We start from the raw sequence: 26,062 nt of genomic DNA, 5'->3' as shown, positions 1-26,062 counted from the left end.
GTGGTCTTGCTGCACGTCAGCTCACCTCCTTGGTGACCCAGGACAGATACCCGGCGCCACCGCGGGTGACGGGGGTGGCGATGATCTCGGGGGTGTCGTAGTCGTGTGCGTCGAGGAGATAGGCCTCCAGCGCCTCGTAGCGCGCTTCGGCCGTCTTGAAGAGCACCTGCCACTCCTGGCTGGTCTCGACCGCGTTGTCCCAGCGGAACACCGAGGTCACCGGGGCGCCGATCTGTGCGCAGGCGGCGAACCTGCCCTCGATCGCGCCGCGTGCCAGTCGCCCGGCCTTGGCTTCGCTGTCGATGGTGGTCATGACGGTCAGGAACCGGGCCTGCCGCCCGGTGGGGTCGGGCACGTCGTTCGGGGCAGTCGGGTCGGCCACGTTGCGCATCCTTCGCGGTGGGGGGACGGGACGGTGGGGCCGCATCGGACAAGCACACCTGTCCGATGGCGCTGGACCGCAATGCATCGTACGGACCGACATGATCATCCCGTAAGTGACTTGGCCCGCCCGGCGCGGGTATGCACCCGGACGCCGCTCCGCTCCCGCCGCGGAGGTCCGGCCCGGCGGGCGAACTCCCCGGTTGCGCGGCTTCGTGCACCGGCAACGATGGAAGGGGAGCCCGGCCCGCCGGTCCGCACGCGAAAGGCCCGCATCATGGACGACCTCAGCGCACTCGCCCGTCAGCAGCTCGACGACGCCAGGGCCTCCGCCCACGGGCGCAGCGGCCATCTCTTCCTGCACGACGGCCCGCTGCGGCAGAGCGTGATCGCGCTGATCGCCGGCACCGTACTGGACGAGCACAACGCCCCTCCGGCCGCCAGCCTGCAGGTACTTCACGGGCGGGTCCGGGTGACGTGGTCCGGCGGCGGCCAGGAACTGACGGCCGGCCAGGTCGCCATGACCCCGCGCGAGCGGAACGGCCTGATGGCCCTCGACGACGCGGCGGTACTGCTGACGGCCGTCACGGAGATACCGGACGGGGAGCACCGGCAGGCGACCGTGGGCGCGGCCCGGACGTAGCCCCCGATGCCCGGCCTTCCACCTTCCCCCTCTCCCCCCATGTTCCGAATATTCACATTTTTCTGAATGTTATGTACTCTCGCGAGTGTGACCACTCCGCGTGCGAAGGTGCAGCTGACCGGCGAGAAGGAGACCCTCCTCGCCACGCTCTACGGTCGCGCGGTCGACAGCCGCGCCGAGGACCCGATCCTGGGTGACCCCATGGCCGCCGATACCGTGCGGCGGCTCGACCACGACTTCGCGAAGATGCGGATAACCCCCGGCGAGGCCGCCGCAATCGCCCTGCGCGCCCGGCAGTTGGACGAGTGGACGGCGGGCTTCCTCCCCCGGTACGAGGAGGCCACGGTGGTCCATCTGGGCTGCGGGCTCGACAGCCGCGTCCACCGCCTCGACCCGGGACCGGGCGTGCGGTGGTACGACATCGACCACCCCGAGGTCATCGCGCTGCGGCGGGAGCTCTCTCCGGAGCGCGCGGGATACACGACCATCGCCGCGTCGGTGACCGACCCGGAGTGGATGGCGCGGATCCCGGCCGACCGGCCGACGATGATCGTGGCCGAGGGCCTGCTGATGTATCTGACCGAGGAGGACGGCAGCGCGCTGCTGCGCCGGCTGATGGCGCACACCCCGCGCGGCGAGCTGGCCTTCGACGCCTTCAGCCGGTTCGCGATCCGCAGCCGGCGGATCAACCACGTCGTCGTGGCGGCCGGCGCACGGCTGTACTGGGAGCCCGAAGATGAAGATCGTCGAGAACCTGAGCGCCCTGGAGCTCCCGGGCATCGCGAAGATGCCGGCCCGCTACCGTCTGGGCGTCCGCGCCCTGGCGAAGGTGCCCGCGGTACGGGACATGGCACGGCTCTACCACTGCCGGTTCTGAGCGGGGCGGGCCGTGGCGGGGCCGGCCGGTGACCGGTCAGCCCGCCAGCCACTGGTCGTAGGCGAGCTTGCACAGCAGCGCGACGACCACGACCACCAGGACCCCGCGGACGAAGCCCGCACCGCGCTTGAGCGCCATCCGGGCGCCCGCCATTCCGCCGGCGAGGTTGAACAGCGCGAGCAGACCGCCCAGTTGCCACAGCACGGTGCCCTGGATCGAGAACATGGTCAGCGCGCCGATGTTGGTGCAGACGTTGACGACCTTGGCGGTGGCGGAGGCGGTGACCAGGTCCATGTGCAGCAGCGCGGCGAGCGCGAGGATCAGGAACGCACCGGTACCGGGCCCGATCAGGCCGTCGTAGAAGCCGATGCCCAGGCCCGCGACGAGGACGGCCGCCAGGACGCGCCGGGCGGTGACCGGGCCCGAGGGCGCCGGGGCGGTACCGAAGCCGGGGCGGACGAGCACGAACACGAGCACCGCCAGCAGCACGCACATGATCAACGGCCGTAGCACCGCGCTGTTGATGCCCGCCGCGAAGAACGCCCCGCCCAGCGAACCGGCCATCGCGGCCAGGCCGATCCGCAGCGCCGTCGGGACGTCGATCGGGGTCTTGCGGACATAGGTGATCGCGGCGGCGGAGGTGCCGACGATGGCGGTGGACTTGTTGGTGGCCAGGACGTAGGCGGCGGGCGTGTGCGGGAGGCCGACCAGCAGGGCCGGGAGCAGCAGCAGTCCGCCGCCGCCGACCACGGCATCGATCCAGCCCGCCGCGAGGGCGGCCAGCGCGAGCAGGGACAGTGTGAACAGCGATATGTCAGCGGGCACCTGGCGATCCTAGGGACCACGCGCGCCGTGACCCGGGGGTATTCGGCCGCCGGGTCCGTGAGGGCAGGACGCCCACCAGCAGGCGGGCGCCCGCCGGTGCCCGTCACAGGCGGCCGGGGCCGGTACCGCACCCCGAAACGCGCTGCGCCAATCAGGCTAATTCGCTCCCCAACTGTGGTGCGCCGTCAGGCCGGTCACTTCAATCGGTGCTACCGACGGTGGGGTGCCCATCCCCTGTCGGGGGACCAGGGACGAGTGCCGTCATGCGGCGATTCCGTCCTGTTCTTCAGGGCACCCCCGGCAGGTGAGCGCGTGCGGAGAGAGTCCTTCCCTGGCGTGCAGCAGCCCCCCACCTCCTTCGTGGAGCCTTCGAAAGGGGCTGTCCAACATGGCACTCACCCTCACCCTCACACCGTCCTCTCTTGCGGCGGGGGCGACCTTCCAAGCCGCGGTCACCGGTGCCGCAGCGGGAGAGGTGATCACCTTCACCTACGACGCGGCAACGCCGCAGTCAGTGACCGCCGACGGCACCGGTGCCGCGTCCGTCACGTTCACGGCGACCACCACGAGTGTGGTGGTCGCTGCCGGTCAGACCAGTGGGGCCGCCTCCGCGACGCTGACCGTCACCGCCCCGTCGAACTGTGTGGTTACCCTGACCTCGTCGCCGGCCACCCCGGTCGCCGGCCAGCCCGTCACCCTCACCGCCACCGTCACCTGCGACGGCGTCGCCGTACCGGGCGCGACGGTCATCTTCGCCACCACCGCCGGCTCCCTGGGCACCGGCGTCACCTCCGCCGCCGGCACCGCCACCGTGACCACCAGCGGGCTGCCCGTCGGCCCCACCGTCGTCACGGCCACCGTGATCGGCGCCACCACCACCTGCGTCTGCATCGGCATCTTCGCGAACACGACCGTGACCGTCGCCGCGCCGACGAACTGTGTCGTCACCCTGACCTCGTCGCCCGCCACCCCGGTCGCCGGCCAGCCGGTCACCCTCACCGCCACCGTCACCTGCAACGGCGTCGCCGTACCGGGCGCGACGGTCATCTTCGCCACCACTGCCGGCTCCCTGGGCGTCGGCGTCACCACTGCCGCCGGCACCGCCACCGTGACCACCAGCGCGCTGCCCACCGGCGCCACCGTCGTCACGGCCACCGTGGTCGCCGCCACCACCACCTGCACCTGCATCGGCATCTTCGCCAACACGACCGTGACCGTCACCGCGCCGACCCTTTGTGTCGTCACGCTCACCTCCTCGCCCGCCAACCCGGTCGCCGGCCAGCCGGTCACCCTCACCGCCACCGTCACCTGCGGCGGCGCCCCGGTCGTCGGCGCGACAGTCCTGTTCACCAGCACCGCCGGACCCATCGGCCTCGGCGTCACCACCGCCGCCGGCACCGCCACCGCGACCACCAGCCTGCTGCCCATCGGTGCCAACGTCGTCACGGCCACCGTGATCGCCGCCAGCACCACCTGCACCTGCATCGGCACCAACGCGACCACGACCGTGACCGTCACCGCGCCGCCGAGCTGCGTGGTCACCCTGACCTCGACGCCCGCCAACCCGGCCGTCGGCCAGGCCGTCACCCTCACCGCCACCGTCACCTGCGGCGGCGCCCCGGTCGTCGGCGCAACGGTCCTGTTCACCAGCACCGCCGGACCCATCGGCCTCGGCGTCACCACCGCCGCCGGCACCGCCACCGCGACCACCAACCTCCTGCCCGCCGGAGCCAACGTCGTCACGGCCACCGTGATCGCCGGCACCAGCACCTGCCTCTGCACCGGCGTCTTCGCGACCACGACCGTGAACGTCGGCACGGTGGCCGGGCTCAACGCGCACCCGGCCTGCTACCGGCTGGACCTCGCGACGCTGACCGCCCACGCCACGTTCAGTGCGAGTGGCGCGACGCCGGGTTCGACGGTCACGTTCCACCTGGGCGGTCCCGGCGGACCCGTGGCGTGCAGTGCCGTGGCCGACGCGAGCGGCAACGCCAGTTGCACGGCGGTCCTCACCCTCGCGCAGCTCATCTTCGTCACCTACACCGCGACCAGCGGGACGCAGTCCTCGACCAGCACCCTGCTGCCCTGCATCCTGTGACCCCCCGGCGCGCATGCGGCACAGCCGACACCGTGCCATCGCCCGCCTGAACCGGTGACACCGGCCCAGGGTCGCTGAGCGGCCCGACACCACAGCCGTCCCCCGTAACGCAACTACGGGGGACGGCTGTAGGGCCCCAACGATAGGCCCGAAGAACGGTGGGTGCGCTGTCGACACCCACCGCACAAGCGTCACGAAAAGGAGTGCGACATGGGCTGCAATTGCGGCGGAGACCGTCAGAGCATCACCGTCTACCAGTTGTTCCTGCCCGACGGCACCGTCCGCCAGTTCCCCACCCGGCAGGAGGCCGAGGCCGCCAATCAGCGCGCGGGCGGCGTCGGCACCGTCGTCACCATCGGTCAGTAACCACCTTCGTCCCGACGCGAGCGGAACGCGCCGGTCACGCGCACGGCCACGGCGAACCACTTCGCCGTGGCCCGGCGGGCCGGCTTCCCGGGGAACTCACGGTGAGAGGACGGACTCCCCATGCACCTCGCAGAGTTTCTGCTTTCCCTCGGCGCCACCTGCCGCCTCACCCGGTTCATCACGAAGGACACCCTCGCCGCCGGCTTCCGCATCTGGATCGCCGACCGCTTCGGCGACGACTCCAAACCCTCGTACCTGGTCAGCTGCAGCTGGTGCACGAGCATCTGGGTGGCTGCCGCGATGACCGCCCTCACGCACTGGGCCGGCGGCAGCCTCGCGCTGCAACTCACCACCACCGCCCTGTCGCTCTCCTACGTCGCCGGGCTCGCCTCGCGCTGGCTCGACTGATCGTCGCGGCAGGCGTGGAAGAGCAGGCGCATGCCCCGGCTCTCCGCGACCCGGTGCACCTCCACCAGCGCCTCGGTCAGCTCCACGGTCAGCAGCTGGAGCTCCCCGGACGTCCACCCGCGCACCGCGAGCACGCACCGCGCCTCGTCGATGAGATCGACGGCCGAGGCGAGCTGTTCCTCCTCGACGGCGTCGGCGACCCGGGACACGTACCCGGCCCCGTCACTGACCAGAAAGCACGGCTTCCCGTCCGGGCTCGACCACGGCAGCAGCCGCGCGACAGGATCGGCCATCTCCTCAACTCCCTACTGATGGACTCCCGGTGTAGTCAAATCGTCACTGGAACAACGCAACGGGCAATAGAATCGGGGTGCTTGAGTCAGTGGCACTCAAGCCTGCGACCTGCTGCGCCCTGGGCGCGCGCTCCCCTCACATGAGGTCAAAGCGTTGGACGAGACGACCCCACCCGAGCACTTGAATCCGCTACAGCGTTTCGGTCGTGACGTCAGATCCGTGACTCCAAGAACCCCGACGGTCCGGCGCTGGTCTTCCCGGCGGGCGGCTGGGCCTCGTTCGTCTCGGCGGTCAGGGACGGGGAGTTCGCGGTCTGACGGCCGAAAACCGGTGTTGCTCCGCAGGCACCGCCGATAGCGTCGGCGACCATGCGCATTCTCGTTCTTGGCGGTACGTCGTTCGTGGGCCGCGCCCTCGTGGAAGACGCCCTGCGCACCGGGGCCGAGGTCACCTTGTTCGGCCGGGGCAGGACCGGGGTGGAGCTGTTCCCGGAGCTGAACCGGCTGCTCGGTGACCGGGACACCGGTGACTACGCGGCGCTGAGCGGGGGCAGTTGGGACGCGGTCGTGGACGTCAGCGGCTATGTCCCGCGGCATGTCGGGCAGGCGATGGACGCACTGGGCGACCGGGTCGGCCGGTATCTGTTCCTTTCCAGCCATGCGGTCTACCGGCGGGAGGGGGTGGGGCCGGGCTCCGACGAGGACACCCCGCGCCGCCCGCCCGTGCGCGACACCGAGGAGCTGACCGAGGCCACCTACGGTCCATGCAAGGTGGCCTGTGAGGACGATGTGCGGGCGCGGTACGGCGCGCGGGCGACGCTCGTGCGGGCCGGGAAGGTGGCCGGGCCGCACGACCCGTCGGACACGTTCACGTACTGGGTGCGCCGGGCCGCCCGCGGCGGGCGGGTGGCGCTGCCCGCCGATCCCGGGCAGCCGGTGCAGATCGTCGACTCCCGGGATCTGGCCCGTCTCGTCGTGCAACTGCTCGCCGACGACCGTCCGGGGGTCTTCCACGCGGTGGGGCCGGACGAGCCGGTCACGCTCGGCGGGCTGATCGAGACCTGTGCCCGGGTGGCCGGCAGCCGGGTCGAGGTCGTACGGGTGCCGGACGACGGTCTGCCGCCGTTCTTCCCGCTGGTGCGGGCCGACTGGGCGACCCAGCAGCGCAGCCCGGCCCGGGCGCGGGCGGCGGGGCTGCCGGCGACCCCGCTGGAGGTGACCGCGGCCGACGTCCTGGCCTGGGACCGGGCGCGCGGTGAGCCGCCGCTGACGGCGGGGTTCACACCCGAGGAGGAGCGGGCGCGGCTGGCCCGCCGGGAGGGCTCGTAGGGGTCATCCGTTCGGCACTCCAGGCAGGCGTGCCGCATACCGTCAGGGCAGGGTGAGGACGGGTCGATCTCACCGAGGAGCTGCCGCCATGTCCCGAAGGTATCCGGAGATTTCTGCTTGACGCCCTGCACAACCGGGGGACGGCCTTCACCGCCTCGGAACGGGTGGAGCTGGGCTGGCCGGGCGGGCCGACTGGAGCCCTGGCGGGCCGAGTTGATCGCGAAGGTCTCCGACGAGGTGATCAGCGGTGCCCTGTGCGCGCGGCCGGCGGCACGCTCTTAGAACCTTCTTAGACCTGACGCATATTCAGTTCTGCATGGAACCCAACCTCCACAAGATCACCGGACGCCGCCGTCGCACGCGGCTGCTCGCCGGCTCCCTCGCGCTGGCCGCGACCACCGCGGGCGTCGTCGGATACGGCAGCGCCAGCGCCGGCACCACGGAGGACAACCGCCTCGCTCTCCCCGTCTCCGGCGGCACCGCCTTCGTCGACACCGGCTCCCTCGCGGTGACCGCGCGCACCGGCGGCGGGCGGCAGCTGGTGCTGTCCGAGGCGGCCGCCGCCGGCGGACTCGGCAAGCCCGGTCCGGTGGTCCGGACGGCCGACGGGGCGCACTGGAGCTACCCCGACAAGGGCCTGCGGGTGACGGCGAGTTCGGAGCGCGGGCGGCTGCGGATCAAGCTGACGGCGGACCGCGACGAGTCGGTCGACTGGCCGGTGACCGGAACCGACCGGGCCGCCTCCGCCGTGCAGCTGCCGCGCGGCGAGGGACTGGACATCCCGGTGAAGGACGCGTTCTGGAACGCCGGCCCCGAGACGGGCGGGCTGGCCGGGAGCAGCGTCGACGTGGGCGAGGGCCTCTCGATGCCGTTGTGGGGCTACTCCCTGGGCACGGCGGGCGGCAAGGGCGGCAGCGGCGTCAGCTACCTCACCCCCACCGACATCGGCACCTCCCTGGGCTTCGCCTCCACCGGCGGCCGGCTGCGCACCACGGCCACCCATGCCTTCGACGCCGGTGAGGGCACCCGCGACTACGAGGTCACCTTCGCCCTGACCGACGGCAACCCCGTCGCCCCCGCCGCCGACTACCGCTCCTACCTCTCCCAGCACGGCCAACTCGGCAGCCTGCGCAAGAAGATCCGGCAGAACCCGGCCGGCGAGAAGCTGCTGGGCGCCTTCCACGCCTATGTGTGGGGCGACGCGCGCAAGACCGCAGGGGTCGACAAGCTGAAGAAGCTGGGCGTGGACCGGATGTGGCTCGGCTACGACGCCGACGACAGCCCCATGAACGCGCAGGCGGTGCAGGCCGCCGAGAAGGCGGGCTACCTCGTCGGCCCGTACGACACCTTCGCCAACGGCCAGGATCCCGAGAAGGCCGACAGCCCCACCTCCATCTGGCCGGACCGGGTTTATCCCGACTTCTGCGTCCGCAAGGCCGACGGCACCCCGCAGACGGGCTTCGGCAACCGCGGCTGCTACCTCAGCTCGCAGGCTTTCGAGAAGGCCGAGCCGTCCAAGCACTACCTCGCCGACCGCACCCGCAAGATGGTCGCCAACGGCGCGGACAGCTACTTCCTCGATGTGGACGCGACGGGAGAGGTGTTCCGCGACCACGGCACAGGCCATGAGATGAGCAAGGCCGGCGACCGCGAGAATCGCCTGGCCCGGTTGGAGCGGCTGTCGCAGCACCTCGTCCTCGGTTCGGAGGGCGCCCAGTCGTGGGCCAACAAGGTGCTGACCTACAACCACGGCTCGGGCACCCCGGTCGACGACCGCCTGTGGAAGCTGGAGAAGGACAAGGAGACGTGGGGCGGCTACGCCCCGGCGAACGCCCCGGGCGCCTTCTTCAAGCCGGTGAAGCTGCCCCGCGACATGGCCACCGCCATGTACGACCCCAAGTACCGCGCGCCGCTGTACGAGACCGCGCTGCACGGCTCGCTGGTCAATGTGGAGCGCTGGGAGCTGTCGTACGACAAGCTGCCGGACCAGAAGACCGACCGGGCACTGCTCGCGATGCTCTACAACACGCCGCTGAACTACGTCCTCGACGGTCCGACGCTGGAGAAGAACGGTCCGGAGCTCGCGGCGCTGCAGAAGTTCTTCTCGCCGCTGCACCGGGCCGCCGGCACCGAGCAGCTGACCTCGTTCCGGTGGCTGACCGGCGATCGCAGCGTCCAGCGCACGGTCTTCGGCGACGGCAAGCTGACGGTCACGGCCAACTTCGGCAGCACGGCCCACGACGGTCTGCCGGGCGACTGTGTGGACGCGAAGCTGGCCACCGACCAGCAGCCGCGGCGGCTGTGCCCGGCGCAGCTGAACGGCTGACCGGGAGAGGCCGGGGGCGGCCCGCGGACCGGCTGGGCGGCCCGGGGGCGGCCGTCCCCGCGGCGGCCGCCCTCACACGGCGGCCGCCGCGCCACTGAGGGCAGCGTTCCGCCCGGGAAACAGAGCAGATGCGGGCGGGTAACAGCCGCGCCCCAGGCTGAGGGGCATGACCTCGATGCCGCCGCCCCCGGATGCCACGCCCGATGCCGCGCCCGGCACCACCCCCACCCTCGTCCTCGTCGGCCACGGCATGGTCGGCCAGCGCTTCCTGGAGGAGCTGGCCGACCGTGGCGTCACCGAGCGGACGCGGGTGGTGGTGCTGTGCGAGGAGCCGCGCCCGGCCTATGACCGCGTCCAGCTGACCTCGTACTTCGCCGGACGCACCCCGGACGACCTGAGCCTGGCCGATCCGGACTTCCTGGGCCGGCACGGCATCGAGCTGCACCTGGGCGACCCGGCCACCGCCGTCGACCGCGCCACCCGCACGGTCACCGCCCGCTCCGGGCTGACCGTCCGCTACGACACCCTGGTGCTGGCCACCGGCTCGTATCCGTTCGTGCCGCCGGTGCCCGGCAAGGACAGCGCGGGCTGTTTCGTCTACCGCACCCTTGAGGACCTGCTGGCCATCGAGCGGTACGCCGCGGGGGCCCGCACCGGTGTGGTGGTCGGCGGCGGGCTGCTGGGGCTGGAGGCGGCCGGTGCGCTCAAGGGGCTCGGGCTGCGCACCCACATCGTGGAGTTCAGCCCGCGGCTGATGGCGCTCCAGGTCGACGAGGGCGGCGGCCGGGCGCTGCGTCGCACCGTCGAGGAGATGGGCCTCTCGGTCCACACCGGCGTCGGCGGCAAGGAGATCGTCGCCGACGAGGCGGGCGCGGTCACCGCCATGGGTCTGTCCGACGGCTCCCGCATCGACACCGACCTGGTCGTCTTCTCGGCCGGGGTGCGCCCCCGCGACCAGCTCGCCCGGGACTGCGGGCTGCCGGTCGGCGAGCGCGGCGGCATCGTCGTCGACGAGCGGTGCCGCACCGCCGACCAGGCCGTGTACGCGATCGGCGAGTGCGCGCTGGCCGCCGACGGGCGGGTCTACGGCCTGGTCGCCCCGGGCTACGACATGGCGCGGGTGACGGCCGGCGACATCGCCGTCCGGCTCGGCGACGACACCGGGGAGCCCGGCGGCTTCACCGGCGCCGACCTGTCCACCAAGCTCAAGCTGCTCGGCGTGGACGTCGCCTCCTTCGGTGACGCGCACGGCACCGCGGACGGCGCGCTGGACGTGGTCTACGCCGACTCCCGCAGCGGCGTCTACAAGAAGCTGGTGATCGGCGCCGGGGGCGAGCTGCTGGGCGGCGTCCTGGTCGGCGACGCCGAGGCGTACGGCATGCTGCGGCCGCTGACCGGCACCGTTCCGCCGCTGGCGCCCGAGCAGCTGGTCCTGCCCGCGGGGGTCGCGGCCGGGGGCGGCGGCGTGCTCGGCCCGTCCGCGCTGCCGGACGAGGCGGTGCTGTGCAACTGCCACAACGTCACCAAGGGGACGGTCCGGGCCGCGGTCACCGAGCACTCCTGCACCACGCTGCCCGAGGTCAAGACGTGCACCAAGGCCGGTACCGGCTGCGGCAGTTGCGTCAAGTCGCTGACCGCGGTGGTGAACGACGAGCTGGCCGCGTCCGGCGCCACCGTCGACACCGGGCTGTGCGGCTGCTTCCCGCACACCCGCACCGAGCTCTACGAGATCGTGCGCACCCTGCGGCTGACGACCTTCGCCGAACTGCTGGACTCGCACGGCCGGCCGGAGGCCAGAAACGGCGACGGCTGTGAGATCTGCAAGCCCACCGTCGGCTCGATCATCGCCTCCCTCGCGCCCAGCGTCGGCGCCGGCGGCTATGTCCTCGACGGGGAGCAGGCCGCGCTCCAGGACACCAACGACCACTTCCTCGCCAACCTCCAGCGCAACGGCTCGTACTCGATCGTGCCGCGGATCCCCGGTGGTGAGATCACCCCGGAGAAGCTGATCGTGATCGGCGAGGTGGCCCGCGACTTCGGCCTCTACACCAAGATCACCGGGGGGCAGCGGATCGACCTGTTCGGCGCCCGCGTCGACCAACTCCCTCAGGTGTGGGCCCGGTTGGTGGACGCCGGCTTCGAGTCGGGGCATGCGTACGGCAAGGCGCTGCGGACCGTGAAGTCGTGTGTGGGGCAGACCTGGTGCCGCTACGGCGTCCAGGACTCGGTCCGGATGGCCATCGATCTGGAGCTGCGCTACCGGGGGCTGCGCTCCCCGCACAAGCTGAAGTCCGCGGTCTCCGGATGCGCCCGGGAGTGCGCGGAGGCCCGCGGCAAGGACTTCGGCGTGATCGCCACCGCCCAGGGCTGGAACCTCTACGTCGGCGGCAACGGCGGCGCCGACCCGCGCCATGCCGGCCTGCTCGCCCAGGACCTCTCGGACGAGGAACTGATCCGGCTGATCGACCGGTTCCTGATGTTCTACATCCGCACCGCGGACCGGCTGGAGCGCACCTCGGCCTGGCTGGAGCGGATCGAGGGCGGCCTCGACCACGTCCGCGAGGTCGTCGTGGAGGACTCCCTGGGACTCTGCGACGAGCTGGAGTCCCTGATGGCCGCGCACGTCACCCACTACCGCGACGAGTGGGCCGAGACGCTCGCCGATCCCGAGCGGCTCGCCCGGTTCGTCTCGTTCGTCAACGCCCCCGACGTGCCGGACCCGTCCGTCCGCTTCACCCCGGAGCGCGACCAGGTCAAGCCCGATCTGACGCTGCTGGCCGGCCCCACCCTGCCCGTTCGGACCCTGGAAGGGACCTCCGCCTGATGACCACTCTCACCGCCGAGCACCACACCTCCGCCCCCCTCGCCGCCGACGGACCGCCCTCCCCCGCCGGCACCGGCACCGGCACCGGCATCACGGCCACCGGCCCGGTCGAGATCCACTGCCCCGCGGGCGGCTGGCTCCCGGTCTGTGGGCCGGGCGCCCTCCTCCCCGGGCGCGGCGTCGCCGCCCTGCTGCCCGACGGCGCCCAGGCCGCGCTGTTCCTGGACCGCGGCGGCCGGATCCACGCGATCGGCAACCGCGACCCGTTCACCGGCGCCCAGGTCCTCTCCCGCGGCCTGACCGGCTCGGCCGACGGCCGCCCGTTCGTGGCATCGCCGCTGCTCAAGCAGCGCTTCGATCTGCTCACCGGGGACTGCCTGGACGATCCGGCGGCGTCGGTGCCGGTGTATCGCGTACGGGTCCGGGACGGGGCGCCCGACAGCTGAGCCCACCGCACCGGGAACAATGCGCAACCGAAAGGTTGCACCTCCTGCCGCCACGTGCAACCATTGGGTAGCACGTCATCAGGATCAGCATCGCGGCAGGAGGAGTTCCCATGAGCACCCAGAGCGCCCACGACACCGGCAAGGGCGCCGGTGAGGACCGCAACCGCATCGAGCGGGAGATCAGCATCGACGCGCCCGTGGAACGGGTCTGGGCGGTGCTGACCGAGCCCGAACACGTCGGCTCGTGGTTCGGCCAGGGCGAGCCGACCCCCGTCGACCTGCGGCCGGGCGGCATCATGCACCTCGACCACGGCCAGTACGGCCAGTTCCCCACCACGATCGTGACGGTGGACCCGCCGCGCTTCTTCGCCTACCGCTGGGCCGGCGCGCACCCGGGCGAGGTGGCGGTCGAGGGCAATTCCACCCTCGTGGAATTCACCCTCACCCCGGAGGGCGACGGCACCCGGCTGCGTGTGGTGGAGACCGGGTTCGAGGAAATCACCATCCCGGAGGAGCGGCAGCCCACCGCCGGGTACGACAGCCACCGCGAGGGCTGGACCGGCCAGATGGAGAACGTCAAGCAGTACGCGGAGCGGCTCGCGGCATGACGACCGGCGGAGGAACGGACACGGGCGCCGGCCGGGATCCCGCCGGGGGTGCGGGCCGGGGCTCCGGGGCGAACGCGGGCGGGGACGCCGTGGCGGAGGTGTTCTCCGCGCTGGCGGACCCGACCCGCCGCCGGATACTCGACGCCCTCGCCGCACACGGCGAGGCCACCGCCACGGTCCTGGCGGCCGAACTGCCGGTCAGCCGCCAGGCCGTCGTCAAGCACCTGGGGGTCCTGGACCGGGCCGGCCTGGTCGCCGGCCACCGGGAGGGCAGGGAGGCGCGCTACCGGGTCATACCGGAGCGGCTGGGGGTCACCGCCCGGTGGATGGACCGGGTGGCCGCCGCCTGGGACAGCCGCCTCTCGGCGATCAAACGCCTCGCCGAGGGGGAGTGACCAGGCGGAAGGCGGGGGCGGAAGTGACCAGACGGGGCCGGGGGGCGCCTGGTCACTTCCACCCCTCCAGCCCCAGCTCTCCCACCCCACGACGTACTCTTGGTGCCCCCTACGGAGGAGTGCAGGCGTGACCCGGTGGAACACCAGCCACATCCCCGACCAGACCGGCCGCTCGGCGGTCGTCACGGGCGCGAACAGCGGCATCGGCTATGTCACCGCACGTGAACTGGCCCGCCGCGGCGCCCGTGTGCTGCTGGCCTGCCGCAGTGCGTCGCGGGGCGTCGCCGCGCTGGACCGGCTGCGGTCCGAGGTCCCCACCGCCGAGGCCGAGTTCCGGCCGCTCGACCTGGCCGATCTGACCTCCGTACGGGACTTCGCCGCCGCCCTCGACGACTTCGACGGCGACCGCCTCGATCTGCTCATCAACAACGCGGGCGTGATGGCGCTGCCGTACCGCACCACCGCCGACGGCTTCGAGATGCAGTTCGGCACCAACCACCTGGGCCACTTCGCGCTCACCGGTCTGCTCCTGCCCAAGCTCCTGGCCACGCCCGGCGCCCGGATCGTCACCGTCTCCAGCATGCTGCACCTGCTCGCCGACCTCGACCACGGCGACCTCAACAGCGAGCACTCCTACCGCCGCTGGATCGCCTACGCCCGTTCCAAGAGCGCCAATCTGCTCTTCGTCCACGAGCTGTCCCGGCGGCTGGCCGCGGCCGGCTCGCAGGTCGTCGCGGCGGCCGCGCACCCCGGATACGCCGCCACCAATCTCGCCACCGCGGGCGTCCGGATGGAGGGCCGCACCTCCGCCGAGCGGATGGTCGACCTGGTCAACCGCGCGGTCGCCCAGTCCCCGGACGGCGGCGCCCTGGGCACCCTCTGCGCCGCCACCGCCCCGCACATGCGGCCGGACTCCTTCATCGGCCCCCGCAGCGGCCTGCGCGGCGCCCCCGCCCAGTCCCTCCGCGCCCCGTGGACCAGGAACAACGCCAACGGCGAGCGCCTGTGGACCGCCTCCGAGCAACTCACCGACGTGCACTACGACTTCTCCCGGCGGGCCATGACCCTCTGAGCGGCGTTCGCACGGGGGACACCACGGACGTCCAAACGGAGTGACGCCACGTCCGCACGCCCCGCCGTGACGCCGGATTGTCAGTGCCGCGCTCTAGCGTGACGTCATGAAGTCGACCATGGAGTACGACAGTCACTGCGCCGAGATCGTCACGCAGGCCGGCCTGCTCGCGTCCTGCCTCCGGAAGGAGGGCACCGACCTCACGACGACGGTGCCGTCCTGCCCGGACTGGAACCTCGCCCAGCTGCTGCGCCATCTGGGCGAGGCCCACCGCTGGGTCGAGGAGATCGTGCGCACCCGGGCGTCCCGGCCGCCGGCCGACACGGCCCTGCGCGTTCTGCCCCGCGACACCGCCCAGACCCCGGCCGAGGCGGCCGACTGGCTCACCGAGGGCGCGGAACTCCTCGCCACGACCCTCCGCGCCACCGACCCGGACACCCGGATCTGGACCCCGCTCCCCTCCGGAAGCCCCCGCTTCTTCGCCCGCCGGATGGCCCACGAGACCGTCGTCCACCGCGCCGATGCCACCCTCACCCTCGGCGCGGACTTCACCGTCGGGCAGCCGGTCGCCCTCGACGCCCTCGACGAGTGGATGGAACTGGGCTCGCTGCCCGAGATGTTCGACTTCCACCCCGACCGGCGCGACCTCCTCGGCCCCGGCCGCACCCTCCACTTCCGCGCCACGGACACCCCGCCGGACGCGGCCGCGGACTGGCTGGTCGACCTCACCGGCGACGCCCTCGCCTGGCGCCGTGCCGACGAGCCGGCCGCCGTCTCCGTCCACGGCCCGCTCACCGACCTCCTACTCCTCCTCTACGGCCGCCGCCCCGCCGACAACGACACCTTCGAGATCACCGGAGATGCGGACCTGCTGGAATTCTGGCTCTCCCGGGTCCTGTTCGGCTGAGCCGCCGCACGGGCGGCCACCCGCACCGCAGGAGAACCGTTCAGGCCACCGCGGCGTACGCGACGTCGGCCCACCGCCGACACGATCAGCCCCAACGGGAGAGCAGCCATGGCCGATTCCCCCCGCACGGAGAGCCACCCCGGCCTGCCTCCCACGCCTCCGCCCGTCCCACCACCGTCCGGCCCGGCGGACGGCACACCGCGGCCCGTCCCGGCGGACGCGGACGAGGCACTGGAGCTCGGCCGGCGGCACTTCCCCGACGTCGGCTCACCCGGCGGCCCCACCGCGCTGTTCGTCCATGAATGCGACCTCGGCTACCTCCTCCATGCGAGCCGGCCGCCCCCCGCGGACCCCACCGCGCCGCCCGCGGAGCCCGGCGGAAGCGCCGTCGTCCTCGCCAAGGCCGACGGCGAGGTGACCTGGCTGCCGCACTTCCCTCCGGAGGCGGCCGTGGAGCTCTATCGCCGCCGCTCTCGCCCGAAAAGCCCCTGAATCCGGCGGATTTACCCGTCAAAAGAGTCCTGGCAGGGCGCCAGGAATGCCCGCTAAACTTTGGCTTGAACATCTCGTTAGGCAACCATTACGAACGCGGGGGACGTTGTGGCCGGTGCGGGCGGTTTTCAGACCGACGTGGAGAGCCTCAAAGCCGGGGGAACGAACTTCGTCAAGCTGGGCGAGGATTTCTACTCCTCGGTCGCCCGCCTGATGGACGGCCTGCATGCGCTGGGCGCCGGGCCGCCCAGCAATGGGCAGGACGCGGCGCCGCCGGACAAGTCGTTCGGCCAGCAGTTCATGAGCGGCCTGACGACATTCGACAGCAAGGACGGCGCCCCGCCCTGGGGGGACGACGACCTCGGCGAGAAGTTCGGCGTCGTCTACGAGGGTGTGCGTGACGGCATGAACGAGTCGATGGGCCATCTCTCCTCGAAGCTCCAGGAGATCGGTAAGGCGCTGACCTCGATGTCCAGGAACCATGCGGAGAACGAGGAGTTCAACGACTCGCTGATGAAGCAGCACGTCGAGAACAAGCAGGCGTGGCAGGACCCGACGGTCGACCCCAACGTCCAGGTTTCCTTCCGGCCCGCCCAGCACTGATTCCACCGGCCGGTTCCGGATTCCGGCCCGGCCGCCTTCTCACCCGGCCGCCGGCTGACCCGGCCGCCTTCTCGCACCAGCTGCGTCTGTCGCACGCCTCATCGCACGCTTTTCACGGGGGAGCTCCATCGTGTCTGTCATGCTGCCGGATCCGCTCGAGTGGGTCCTGGAGATGCTCGGCTTCAACTGGCCTACCGCGGATGAGGACAAACTCATCGAATGCGCCCAGGTCTGGCGGCAGTTCGCCGCGGAGGTCGAGGGGCACCAATCCCGTGGCAACACCTATGCGGGCAATGTCCTCGGGGAGAACTCCGGCGATGCCATCGAGGGCTTCAGCAAGGCCTGGGAGAAGTTCTCCGGCGGCTCGGGGTATCTGCACGACGCCCGCGAGGCGGCCGAGGTCCTCGCCTTCACCTTCGAGGCCGCCGCCGCGCTGGTCATCGGCATGAAGGTCGCCGTGATCGTCCAACTGGCGATTCTGGCCGCCGAAATCATCGCGGCACAGGCCGCGGCTCCCTTCACCCTGGGCCTGTCCGAAGTCGGCGGGGCGGCCGCCACCCTGGCCACCCGTGAAGTGGTCCGCAAGATCCTCAAGGAAGTCGCCAAGCAGGTCCTTGATGCGATCATGGAGGCCGCCAAGGAGCCGGTGATCTCCGCACTGGAGGCCATGGCCTCCGACCTCATCGCCCAGACCGTCAACCAGAACTTCGGCGCCCAGAACGGCTACAACGTCGGCCGGACCCTCAAGGAGGGACAGAGCGCCGCCACCGACGCCCTCAAGAACACCGGCGAGTCCCTCGGCGAGAGCCTCCGCGACGGCGCCGGCCACCGGGCGGGCCACCGCGCCCGCGGCGGGCTGGACCACGCGGCCGGCCGCGGCGGCGAACACGGCGACGGCGGCGACAGTGACGGCGGGTCCGGCGGGTCCGGCAGCTCCGAGAGCAGCAGCGGGGGCAGCGGGGATTCCAGGGGTTCGGACGGCGGCTCCGACAGCGGGTCGGGCAGCGGCAGCGGGGACAGCGGCAGCACGGGGTCCGGCAACGGTTCGGACAGCGGGTCCGGCAGCGGGTCCGGCAGCGGATCGGGGTCCGACGGCGGCTCCGGAAGCAGCACGGACAACGGCTCCGGCAGCGGCGGCTCCTCCCACGACTCCGGGGCCGGCAGCGGCAACCGCAGCGGCTCGGACGGCGGCGGCTCCCCCACCCACAGCCCCCGTGCGTCCGACCACACGGGCACGTCGGACGGGCGGGACAACGGCGGCGCGGGCCACAACCCGTCCACCTCCGACACCTCGTCCTCGTCCGACACCCCTTCCTCCTCCGACACCCCTTCCTCCTCCGACGGCACCTCTCGCGGTTCGGACCCGGCCCGCGACGTCCCCGCCACACAGCCCCTGCCGCCCCCGGACCAGCGCTCCCCCTTCGACGAGGGCTTCCAGAGCGGCGGCCACCACAGCCCCTACGGGGATTCCCCCACCCCTGACTCCGCCGGCACCCCTGACTCCGGGGCCACCCGCGACTCCCACTCCACCCCGGACACTTCCCGCCCGGACTCCGACTCGGTCAGCACCCAGCCGGCCCACGACCACACCCCCGACGCCGCACGCCCGGACGCGGCACCTCACGACTCCGACCAGGTCAGCACCCACCCCACGCCCGACCACACGCCGGACGCCGCACGCCCCGATGCCGAGGGGGCCGGCACCCGGCCCACCCCTGACACCGCCCCCGACGCGGCACGCCCCGACGCCGCCCACCCGGACTCCGACCCGGTCAGCACGCAGCCCGCACGGGACTCCACCCCGGACTCCGCCCGCCCGGACCCGGACGGCATCAGCACCCAGCCGGCCCACGACCACACCCCGGACGGAGCGCGCCCCGCCCCCGCCCCGGACCCGGTCAGCACGCAGCCCGCACCCGACCATGCGCCTGACGGGGCCCGCCCGGACGCCCCCGAATCGCCGTCTCCCTCACCGTCACCGTCGCCGGCTCCCGACCCGGTGGCCGGCAACCCGCCCTCGTACCACGGCAATTCACCTGACGCGGGCGGCGACGGGACCCACAACGGAGCCACTGACGGGGACCGTTCCGCCACCGGCGGCGGACGCCCCTCGATGCCGCACGCCGGCCCCGCACCGCAGGGCGCCCCCGTCCAGCACTCACCGTCGAGCGGCCAGCCCGTCCAGCAGCGGGACCCGGCCCCCGGCGACCCCATGCCCACCGTCGACGGCTCCGACGACACCACGGTCACCACCCAGTCCGCCGACACCCTCACCGCTCCCCCGCCCACCCCGCAGACCGCCGACGCCGGGACCGGCACCCCCTCCGCCCCACACCAGGCGCAGGCGCACTCCCCCCAGGCCGGCGGCCCGATGATGGGCACGATCCCGCCCCAGGGCGGCCCCGCTCACGCCGCCCCACCCCGCGGCGGCACCCCCTCCAACGGCAACACCGCCCCGCGTGCCAACCGCCGCCCCGACGGCTCCCAGGCCATCCAGGACGCCACCGACCGGCCCCGGCCCGAGCGCCCCGCCTACAACCCGCGCCTCGACGGGCCCCGCCGGGAAGAGACGTCCCGGCCCTACAACCCGCGCCTCGACGGCCCCCGCCGGGACACCCCCACCACGCCCCCCGGCACCAACCGCCGCCCCGACGGCTCTCAGATCGTCCACGACCACACCCAGCACCCCACCCCCGACAGCCCGCCGCACAACCCCCGCCTCGACGGCCCCCTCCCCCACAACGCGCACCCCGAGGGCAATCGGCCTGACGACGCCCGCACCGGCGACAATCGGCCCGACGCCCCCCGCCCCGAAGGGATGCACCCGGACGGCACCCGCCCCGACAGCAGCCGTCCCGACGCATCGGGACCGGCGGCCGACGCTTCCCGTCCGCACCACGACGACGCCCCCACCACCGATCAGGCCTCGGCACCCCACCAGGACACGCCGCCGCCCCCGGCCGACCCCGGCCACCAGCAGCAGCCCCCCAACCAGCAGCCTCCGCACCCCAACTACCAGCAGCAGCCGTACGCACCGCAGCCGACACCGCAGAATCCGTACGCGCAGCAGCCACCCCAGAACCCGTACGCGCAGCCGCCACAGCAGCAGTCCCAGACACCGCACACGCAGCCGCAGCCGCAGCAGGCACCGCAGCAACCTCACCACCAGCAGCAGCCACACCAGCAAGCCCCACAGCAACCGCATGCCCAGCAACCGCATGCCCAACAGCCGGTGCAGCAGCAACACCCGCAGCCCCAGTACCAACAGCAGCAGCCACACGCTCAGCAGCCCCCGCATCAGCAGGCTCCGGCCCCTCAACCACACGTCCCGCAGCAGCCGTCCCACGGCATCCCTGCCGACGCGCCGCACTCCCTCGGACGGATCCGCCACGATCTCCAGGGCGGCCCCCAAGGTCTGCTTCCGGCCCGCGCCATCGACCAGCAACTACTGGCCGACGCGGTGCCACGCCACCCCGACGGCACCCCGGTCCGTCATCCGGACCCCTTCCAGCCCTGGGCGCAGCTCCAGAACGACGGCGGACTCGTCATCCCCGGCCGCTCCAACAACTGCGTCGACTGCAGCCGTTCCTTCCTGGAGACCTGGTTCGGCAATCCGCAGGTGTCCGCCCCGCGCACCTGGGACACCAACCCCGACGGCAGCCTCGACCGGCGTACGGGCGAGCGCAGCGGAATCCAGAACATCAACCGCTGGGCCAACACGCCCTTGCGCCACTCCGGGAACACCGCCGAGGGCTACGCCCGCGTCGCCCAGGACCTGCACCACGCCGGGCCCGGCGCCGGAGCCATCATCGTCGTGGCGTGGCCGGACGGCTCGTCCCACGCCTTCAACGCCGTCAATCACCACGGCAAGGTGGTCTGGGTCGACGCGCAGTCCGGCCAGGTCAGCGCCCAGCCCATCCACACTCAGGGGGTAGGGGTCTGGCACCTCACTCTCGACGCCAACCGCCAGCCCTACGACCCCACCGCCCAGCCCCAGCAGCACACGCAAAACCAGCAACAACTGCACCACCAGCAGACGCAGCACGCCCAGCAACAGCAGCAGCAGCCCCACCAACAGGCCCCGCAGCAGCCCTCGCCGTACCAGCAGCACCAGCAACCCGGCCCGCACCAACAGCCCCACCAGCAGCAGCCGGGCCCGTACAACCAGCAGCAGCAACCGAACCCGTACACCCAGCAGCCCCCGCAGCAGCCCTCGCCCTACCAGCAGCACCCGCAGCAGTACCAGCAGGCGCAACAGCACGCCCAGCAGCAACCTCACCAGCAGGTTCCGCAGCAGCCCCATCAGCAGCAGAACCCGTACGTCCAGCAGCAGGCACAGCAGCCCGGGCCCTATCAGCAGCCTCACCAGCAGCAGCCGGGCCCCCATCAGCAGCAGAACCCGTACACCCAGCAGCCGCACCAGCAACAACAGCCCGGGCCGTACCAGCAACCGCATCAGCAGCAGCCCGGCCCATACTCCCCACAGCCCCACCCGCAGCAGCCCCCGCACCACAACCCGTACCAGCAGCAGGCGCCGCACTACCCGCAACAGAACCCCCAGCACCCGCCGCACCCTGCGGGAGCACCCGACAGCACCGCCGACGGTTCACCGTCATCCCCCGGTTCCCACCACGCCGATAACGGGGAACGGCCCGGTACAGAGCCCACGGACACCACACCGCACCCCGAAAACCCGGACCACCCCAACCACCCCAACCACCCCAACGACGCCGAACACCCGGAACACCCGGAGCACTCCGACCCCGCTGCCCCCTCTGATCCCTCCGATCCCTCCGACCCCTCCGACGCACACGACCCTCAGCCCGCCTCCGAGACCCGCAATCGTGAGCGCCCGGGTGGCCTGGACGGGCCCACCGACGAGCATCAGCAGCACGTCGCGGATTCCATCCCCCGGGACGAGAACGGCGAGCCGCAGCGCCACCCCGACCCGGACGACGGCAACTGGCTCGACTCCATCAACGACCCGGGCCCCGACGCGCCGGGCCGCAACAACAACTGCGTCGACTCCGCGCTGGCCGCCGCCGACACCTACTCCGGCAACCCCACCGCCGCCGCCCACCGCACCCCCGACCTCAACCCCGACGGCACCCCCTCCGACCGCGGCGAGACCAACGGCCGCGACCGCATCGAGAACACCCTCGGCGCCCGCTTCCACGACTACGGCAACGGCCGCGACGCCTTCCGCCGCCTGGAAAACGACCTCCGCGCCACCGGCCACGGCTCCCAGGCCGTCATCATCACCCAGGACCGCAACGGCCGCGCCCACGCCTGGAACGTCGTCAACCACCGCGGCACCCTCACCTACGTCGACGCCCAAACCGGACAGCGCAGCAACACACCCCTGCACAACGGCGACAACGGCGTCCACGCCATCCCGCTCGATCCCCACCGCCGCCCCACCACCAGCAGTGGGTCCCCGACGCATCCCGACGGAGCGGGAACGCGTCGGCCGGCCGCCGAACCCGCCGGAAAGCACAAGGCGGATGACGCCGACGACAAGGACAAAGAGCAGGAAAAGCCCGCCTCCAAGAAGCGAAAAGCCCGGCCCGCGAAGGACACTCGCGAGGCGCTGCAACAGCCGCTCGACTCCGTTCAGGCAGAGGGCACACCCGGTTACGGGCACGAGCAGGGCCCGGGGCACACCGCACTGGGCATGCTCGGCGACGAGGCGCAGCAGCGTCTGCGCACGACACATGTCGTGCGGCAGGTGAACTGGGACAGGGTGCTGGGAAACCTGGACACCTGGGCAGAGCCCGACGCCGCGTCGGGCACGTCCCCACTGAACCAGGTCTTCGACCACATCCGTGCGCAGGGCCGGATCAGCGAGGCCGACCTCGGAAATGTGCTGGGCGACTCCTACCGCGATCTGAAGCAGCACGAAAAGCTTGCGACCGTCTCGTGTCTGGCCCGGCTGAGCTACGACTACCACGCTCAGCACACCCGGATCGACGGCCATGACATCAATCCCGAGGGCCTCCAGCACCACAGGGATCACAAGCCGGCCGAAGGAAAACTGAACGACGCCCGGGGGCGGGCGATCGAATACGTGGCACAGCAGAACGTTCCGCAACCCGAGGACATGACGAAGGAGGAAGCCCGGCAATACCGGCGCGATCTGAAGGCGGAGCGGGACCGCATCCAGGCCGTCCTGAGCTCCAAAACGGGTGATCTCGCTGTCCTGCCGGACTTCTCGGGGCGGAATTACGCGGTTTTCGAGGTCACGGAAACCGGCAGCGACGGCAAGACGAAGGATGTGCACTTCATCATCGGTTCGTCCGTTCCGGCGGGTGGCGGTGTCCCGAACCCGGACCACTCGGAGCCTGCCGCGGGCGAGGGCCTGCGCGCACTCGATCCACAGAGGTTCCAGCGGACCGCGATGTTCACCGAATACGAACCGTGTGGCAACGCCGGAGATCTCGGCGGTGCGGCCTGCGCTCACTACATCAGTGAAAATCTGGACCGCGCACCGGGCAAGCCGCGCGTCCCCCATGGCGAAATGAAGAAGCAGGGAACGCTGACCACTCCCCAGCACAAGAGCCCCATGGAAGTCTCCTACGCCACGAATTATCGCTACGGACAATTCGCCGAGGGTGAGACGACCAAGGACGCCCAGGAAGAGGTCAAGCAGCGGTGGAAGGACGATATGGATCGCGTACGGGGTGAGTTGCTGAACGTCTGGCTCAAGGTGCACGCCTAGCACGCGCGTAGTAGCGTGCCGCCCGCGCGCCACCCTCTGCCCACACCCCCTCTCCCCCTCTCCCCCTCTCCCCATATCCCCATCTCCCTCTCGTGACTGTGACTGATCGGAGTCAAGTGTCGTGTCCCGCGGAACGGTCGTCACCCGGCTGTCAGAGTGGCTCCAGGAGTCGGGGCCCCGTCACCTCAAACTGGCCGTGACCGGGCCCGTCGGCTCCGGAAAGACCTCCGGTGTGCGGCAGGCGGAAGCGGCCTGCCGGGAAACCGGCGAGGACATTTCCACCTCCGTGGACTGCCGTGGCCTCGCCGCCGATGACGTGGCCACGCGACTGATCAGCGCCTGGGGAGGCGACGAACGGTTCCGCCGTACCCGCAAAGCCCCGCTGACCGAGGCATTCGCGCACTGGACCCACGGCAAGGAGAGGGCGGTCGTGCTCTTCTCCAATGTCCAGTGGGCGGGTGTGACGGCCACCTCGACGGAACCCGGGCGCGTGCTCACCCAGGTCATCGTCCCTCTCCTGCGCGCTGCCACCTGCCCCGTCGCCGTGCTCTTCGAGGTCGACCAGGAGCAGGAGCGCGTACCCGTATCGTCGGCCCTTGAGGTGGAACTCCTGCCGGCTGCGGAAATGCCGCCCGATTCCGGAGCAGCCGCCGCTTCCGGCCCACCACTCGCCGAATGCCTCGCATCATTCCCGCAGTTGCGCGCACTCGCCGCTGCCGAAATCCGCGACCTTCCCCTGCGGGCCGCCGCCGTCCTCTGCAGTGCGCTCGATCTGCCCGGCGGCGCACCCGAAGAGCTGCGCACCGCGGCGCGCGAACTACCGCAGCTCCTCACCAGTTGGACCGATGAAACGGGCGTGGAGTACCTCGCGTTCCGCACGGACGGGGTGCGGCACCTCCTGCGCGCCCAGCTGCCGCTCAGCCGGACGGAACACGGACGTCTCGCCGAAGCCCTGCACGACCGGCTGCCCGACGGCGAGGACGCACACGGCCCCCGGGATGCGCCGGACGCGGTGGCCGCCTACGCATTCCGTACGCTCCCGCTCCATTTCGCGGCCGCCGGGCAATTGGCCGACCGTGCGCAGGACCCGCGCTTTCTCGCACAGGTCGACCGGCACGCCCTGCTGACCGGGCTCGCCCTGACCTACCCAGCGGGAATTCCGGCGGGAATTCCCGCGTCCGACATCCATTACCTGGAGGCGGCCGGCGTCGAGCCGGCCACCCATGAGGAATGGCTCTCCTGGCTTCACTGGGCCTCGCTGAACCGGGGTGCCGCCGAGGTCGCGGCAGAGCTGGCGCGCTCGGCCGGCGAACTGCCGTGGCACACCCTCTGGTCACGGTGGCGTCCGTACGGGCTCTTCGGTCCCTCGCCGCGGCACGATGCCGCGGTGGCGGAGGAACTCGTCCTGGGCCTCGCCGGCGGCGCCCGTGTGGTGGCCGGCCAGCAGGAGATCGACGAGGACGACCTGGACGACGAGGTGGATCCGGACGCCGACTGGTACGCCGTCGAGCGGGTGTGGAGCCTCGATGACGGGACACCGCTGGGTGACGCCGTGCAGGTGCAGTTGCGGTACGGCGACGACGGTGAGGCCGACCAGGCGGACGGCCGGGCGTTCGAACCGGTCGGCGAACCGGACGAAGCGGAGGAGGTGCCCGCCCCGAGGACACCGTCCGCCAGCACCTGCCTGGTCAAGGCGGCCGGCGGCACACAGGTCCACGGCGGTTCCGGCGGCATCTACGCCCTCCGCGTCCATGACCCCACCCGCGTGACCCCGAAGCCTTCCTGGCGGACCCGGCCCCTGCTCGCCGCCCACAACACCTCCGCGGTGTGGCCCCTGCCCGAGGCCGCCCGCGCGCAGGGTCCGGCGGCGCGGGAGTGGTACGAGGGCGTGTTCGGCCAGGGCGCGTGCCGGATCGTGCCGCCTGACGCACTGCCGGACGGGCTCGTGCACCCGGACACGGTCCGCTTCCTGACCGAGGTCGGCGTGCCGGACCTCGACGACGAGTTCCGCCACCTCTCCTTCGCGCGGCCGCACGCGCTGCCGGACGGCGCCGAGCCGTCCGCCCTGCCTTCCCCCGCCGGTCCCGGGCCCTTCTTCCGTCTGGGCAGGTGGGTCAGGGGCGAGTTGCTGCTGGACGGCGCGTCGGGCCGGCTCTACGTCACCGAGGTCGGAGACGGCGCTGCCGACCACCTCGTGAGCAGCGGTCTGCGGCAGGCGTGCACGCTGCTGGCGCTCACGGTGCAGTGCCGCGAGAGCGGGTTCACGGTCCGCGCGGAGGAGCTGGACGCACGGCGCAGCCTGGCCGCCTGGGCCCAGGACATCGACCCGGTGGCCGCCTCGCATCCGCACTGGACGGCGATTCTCTCGGGCCACTGGGACGACCCGGACGCGGTGTAGTGGCGGTCATGCCGTGCCAGGGACTCCTTGGCACGGCATGAGCCGGGCTGCTG

At 72.0% G+C, this 26,062-nt stretch carries 20 protein-coding genes and 1 pseudogene; 18 read left to right on the top strand and 3 right to left on the bottom strand.

Annotated features, from left to right (window positions below; translation table 11 throughout):
• Window positions 1–16: 16 nt before the first annotated feature.
• Window positions 17–382 (bottom strand): divalent-cation tolerance protein CutA, encoded by a 366-nt coding sequence (gene cutA / locus OIU81_RS25460; protein ID WP_329151466.1) that lies wholly within the window; start codon window positions 380–382, stop codon window positions 17–19.
• Window positions 383–658: 276 nt separating this feature from the next.
• Here cutA and OIU81_RS25455 point away from each other — a divergent pair, with 276 nt between their 5' ends.
• Window positions 659–1,024: a cupin gene (locus tag OIU81_RS25455; protein ID WP_329151465.1), complete on the top strand. Its 366-nt coding sequence runs from the start codon at window positions 659–661 to the stop codon at window positions 1,022–1,024.
• A gap of 87 nt (window positions 1,025–1,111) precedes the next feature.
• Window positions 1,112–1,933, top strand: a complete 822-nt coding sequence (locus OIU81_RS25450) for a class I SAM-dependent methyltransferase (protein ID WP_329151464.1) — start codon at window positions 1,112–1,114, stop codon at window positions 1,931–1,933.
• A 4-nt stretch (window positions 1,934–1,937) separates the two neighbouring features.
• Here OIU81_RS25450 and OIU81_RS25445 read toward each other — a convergent pair whose 3' ends face one another.
• Window positions 1,938–2,726: a sulfite exporter TauE/SafE family protein gene (locus tag OIU81_RS25445; protein WP_329151463.1), complete on the bottom strand. Its 789-nt coding sequence runs from the start codon at window positions 2,724–2,726 to the stop codon at window positions 1,938–1,940.
• Between the two features lie 388 nt (window positions 2,727–3,114).
• Between OIU81_RS25445 and OIU81_RS25440 the strand changes: the two genes are divergently transcribed.
• The 3 genes from OIU81_RS25440 (at window position 3,115) to OIU81_RS25430 (ending at window position 5,598) form a co-directional block, all read left to right on the top strand.
• The gene (locus OIU81_RS25440) at window positions 3,115–4,824 is read left to right on the top strand and encodes an Ig-like domain repeat protein (RefSeq protein ID WP_329151462.1); all 1,710 of its coding nucleotides are present in this window, start codon (window positions 3,115–3,117) and stop codon (window positions 4,822–4,824) included.
• Window positions 4,825–5,034: 210 nt separating this feature from the next.
• A complete protein-coding gene (locus OIU81_RS25435; protein ID WP_329151461.1) occupies window positions 5,035–5,190 on the top strand; it encodes a DUF7196 family protein in 156 nt (51 codons plus the stop codon).
• Window positions 5,191–5,310: 120 nt separating this feature from the next.
• A complete protein-coding gene (locus tag OIU81_RS25430) occupies window positions 5,311–5,598 on the top strand; it encodes a hypothetical protein (protein WP_329151460.1) in 288 nt (95 codons plus the stop codon).
• Here OIU81_RS25430 and OIU81_RS25425 read toward each other — a convergent pair.
• Window positions 5,562–5,891, bottom strand: a complete 330-nt coding sequence (locus OIU81_RS25425; protein ID WP_329151459.1) for a hypothetical protein — start codon at window positions 5,889–5,891, stop codon at window positions 5,562–5,564. The two genes, OIU81_RS25430 and OIU81_RS25425, sit on opposite strands and share 37 nt — an antisense overlap.
• Before the next feature lie 216 nt (window positions 5,892–6,107).
• On the opposite strand from OIU81_RS25425, the pseudogene OIU81_RS25420 reads away from it, so the two are divergent.
• From OIU81_RS25420 to OIU81_RS25360, 13 genes and pseudogenes are all read left to right on the top strand, one after another.
• Window positions 6,108–6,209 (top strand): annotated as a pseudogene (locus OIU81_RS25420) (DUF397 domain-containing protein); the annotation flags it as partial.
• A 51-nt stretch (window positions 6,210–6,260) separates the two neighbouring features.
• Complete coding sequence (locus OIU81_RS25415; RefSeq protein WP_329151458.1) at window positions 6,261–7,220, top strand: NAD-dependent epimerase/dehydratase family protein; 960 nt, start codon at window positions 6,261–6,263, stop codon at window positions 7,218–7,220.
• A 316-nt stretch (window positions 7,221–7,536) separates the two neighbouring features.
• Window positions 7,537–9,546, top strand: coding sequence for a glycoside hydrolase (locus tag OIU81_RS25410; RefSeq protein ID WP_329151457.1), 2,010 nt, complete (start codon window positions 7,537–7,539; stop codon window positions 9,544–9,546).
• A gap of 166 nt (window positions 9,547–9,712) precedes the next feature.
• A complete protein-coding gene (nirB, locus tag OIU81_RS25405; protein WP_329151456.1) occupies window positions 9,713–12,370 on the top strand; it encodes a nitrite reductase large subunit NirB in 2,658 nt (885 codons plus the stop codon).
• Window positions 12,370–12,816, top strand: coding sequence for a nitrite reductase small subunit NirD (gene nirD / locus OIU81_RS25400; protein WP_329151455.1), 447 nt, complete (start codon window positions 12,370–12,372; stop codon window positions 12,814–12,816). The genes nirB and nirD overlap by 1 nt, the downstream gene beginning before the upstream one ends.
• A gap of 110 nt (window positions 12,817–12,926) precedes the next feature.
• On the top strand, window positions 12,927–13,424 hold the full coding sequence (locus OIU81_RS25395; protein WP_329151454.1) for an SRPBCC family protein: 498 nt from the start codon (window positions 12,927–12,929) through the stop codon (window positions 13,422–13,424).
• Between the two features lie 89 nt (window positions 13,425–13,513).
• Complete coding sequence (locus OIU81_RS25390) at window positions 13,514–13,819, top strand: ArsR/SmtB family transcription factor (RefSeq protein ID WP_093483115.1); 306 nt, start codon at window positions 13,514–13,516, stop codon at window positions 13,817–13,819.
• A gap of 127 nt (window positions 13,820–13,946) precedes the next feature.
• On the top strand, window positions 13,947–14,891 hold the full coding sequence (locus tag OIU81_RS25385; RefSeq protein WP_329151453.1) for an oxidoreductase: 945 nt from the start codon (window positions 13,947–13,949) through the stop codon (window positions 14,889–14,891).
• Between the two features lie 106 nt (window positions 14,892–14,997).
• Complete coding sequence (locus OIU81_RS25380) at window positions 14,998–15,798, top strand: maleylpyruvate isomerase family mycothiol-dependent enzyme (protein WP_329151452.1); 801 nt, start codon at window positions 14,998–15,000, stop codon at window positions 15,796–15,798.
• Window positions 15,799–15,906: 108 nt separating this feature from the next.
• Window positions 15,907–16,290, top strand: a complete 384-nt coding sequence (locus OIU81_RS25375; protein ID WP_329151451.1) for a hypothetical protein — start codon at window positions 15,907–15,909, stop codon at window positions 16,288–16,290.
• 138 nt (window positions 16,291–16,428) lie between these two features.
• Entirely contained in the window at window positions 16,429–16,893 is a 465-nt protein-coding gene (locus tag OIU81_RS25370) for a hypothetical protein (protein WP_329151450.1), read from the top strand.
• A gap of 139 nt (window positions 16,894–17,032) precedes the next feature.
• Complete coding sequence (locus OIU81_RS25365; RefSeq protein WP_329155350.1) at window positions 17,033–23,611, top strand: toxin glutamine deamidase domain-containing protein; 6,579 nt, start codon at window positions 17,033–17,035, stop codon at window positions 23,609–23,611.
• 121 nt (window positions 23,612–23,732) lie between these two features.
• Window positions 23,733–26,009 carry an SUKH-4 family immunity protein gene (locus OIU81_RS25360; RefSeq protein ID WP_329151449.1) on the top strand — a complete coding sequence of 759 codons (2,277 nt, stop codon included), beginning with the start codon at window positions 23,733–23,735 and terminating at the stop codon, window positions 26,007–26,009.
• The last annotated feature ends 53 nt before the right edge of the window (window positions 26,010–26,062 follow it).

Source organism: Streptomyces sp. NBC_01454 (assembly GCF_036227565.1).
GTDB lineage: Bacteria > Actinomycetota > Actinomycetes > Streptomycetales > Streptomycetaceae > Streptomyces.
This window is presented reverse-complemented; position numbering and strand designations above follow the sequence as displayed.

What these genes read in the sequence shown, in the direction of transcription:
- OIU81_RS25455 (WP_329151465.1), top strand. Translation starts at nt 659, where the DNA reads ATGGACGACCTCAGCGCACTCGCCCGTCAGCAGCTCGACGACGCCAGG.
- OIU81_RS25440 (WP_329151462.1), top strand. Translation starts at nt 3,115, where the DNA reads ATGGCACTCACCCTCACCCTCACACCGTCCTCTCTTGCGGCGGGGGCG.
- OIU81_RS25435 (WP_329151461.1), top strand. Translation starts at nt 5,035, where the DNA reads ATGGGCTGCAATTGCGGCGGAGACCGTCAGAGCATCACCGTCTACCAG.
- OIU81_RS25430 (WP_329151460.1), top strand. Translation starts at nt 5,311, where the DNA reads ATGCACCTCGCAGAGTTTCTGCTTTCCCTCGGCGCCACCTGCCGCCTC.
- OIU81_RS25425 (WP_329151459.1), bottom strand. Translation starts at nt 5,891, where the DNA reads ATGGCCGATCCTGTCGCGCGGCTGCTGCCGTGGTCGAGCCCGGACGGG.
- OIU81_RS25415 (WP_329151458.1), top strand. Translation starts at nt 6,261, where the DNA reads ATGCGCATTCTCGTTCTTGGCGGTACGTCGTTCGTGGGCCGCGCCCTC.
- OIU81_RS25410 (WP_329151457.1), top strand. Translation starts at nt 7,537, where the DNA reads ATGGAACCCAACCTCCACAAGATCACCGGACGCCGCCGTCGCACGCGG.
- nirB (WP_329151456.1), top strand. Translation starts at nt 9,713, where the DNA reads ATGACCTCGATGCCGCCGCCCCCGGATGCCACGCCCGATGCCGCGCCC.
- nirD (WP_329151455.1), top strand. Translation starts at nt 12,370, where the DNA reads ATGACCACTCTCACCGCCGAGCACCACACCTCCGCCCCCCTCGCCGCC.
- OIU81_RS25395 (WP_329151454.1), top strand. Translation starts at nt 12,927, where the DNA reads ATGAGCACCCAGAGCGCCCACGACACCGGCAAGGGCGCCGGTGAGGAC.
- OIU81_RS25380 (WP_329151452.1), top strand. Translation starts at nt 14,998, where the DNA reads ATGAAGTCGACCATGGAGTACGACAGTCACTGCGCCGAGATCGTCACG.
- OIU81_RS25375 (WP_329151451.1), top strand. Translation starts at nt 15,907, where the DNA reads ATGGCCGATTCCCCCCGCACGGAGAGCCACCCCGGCCTGCCTCCCACG.
- OIU81_RS25365 (WP_329155350.1), top strand. Translation starts at nt 17,033, where the DNA reads ATGCTGCCGGATCCGCTCGAGTGGGTCCTGGAGATGCTCGGCTTCAAC.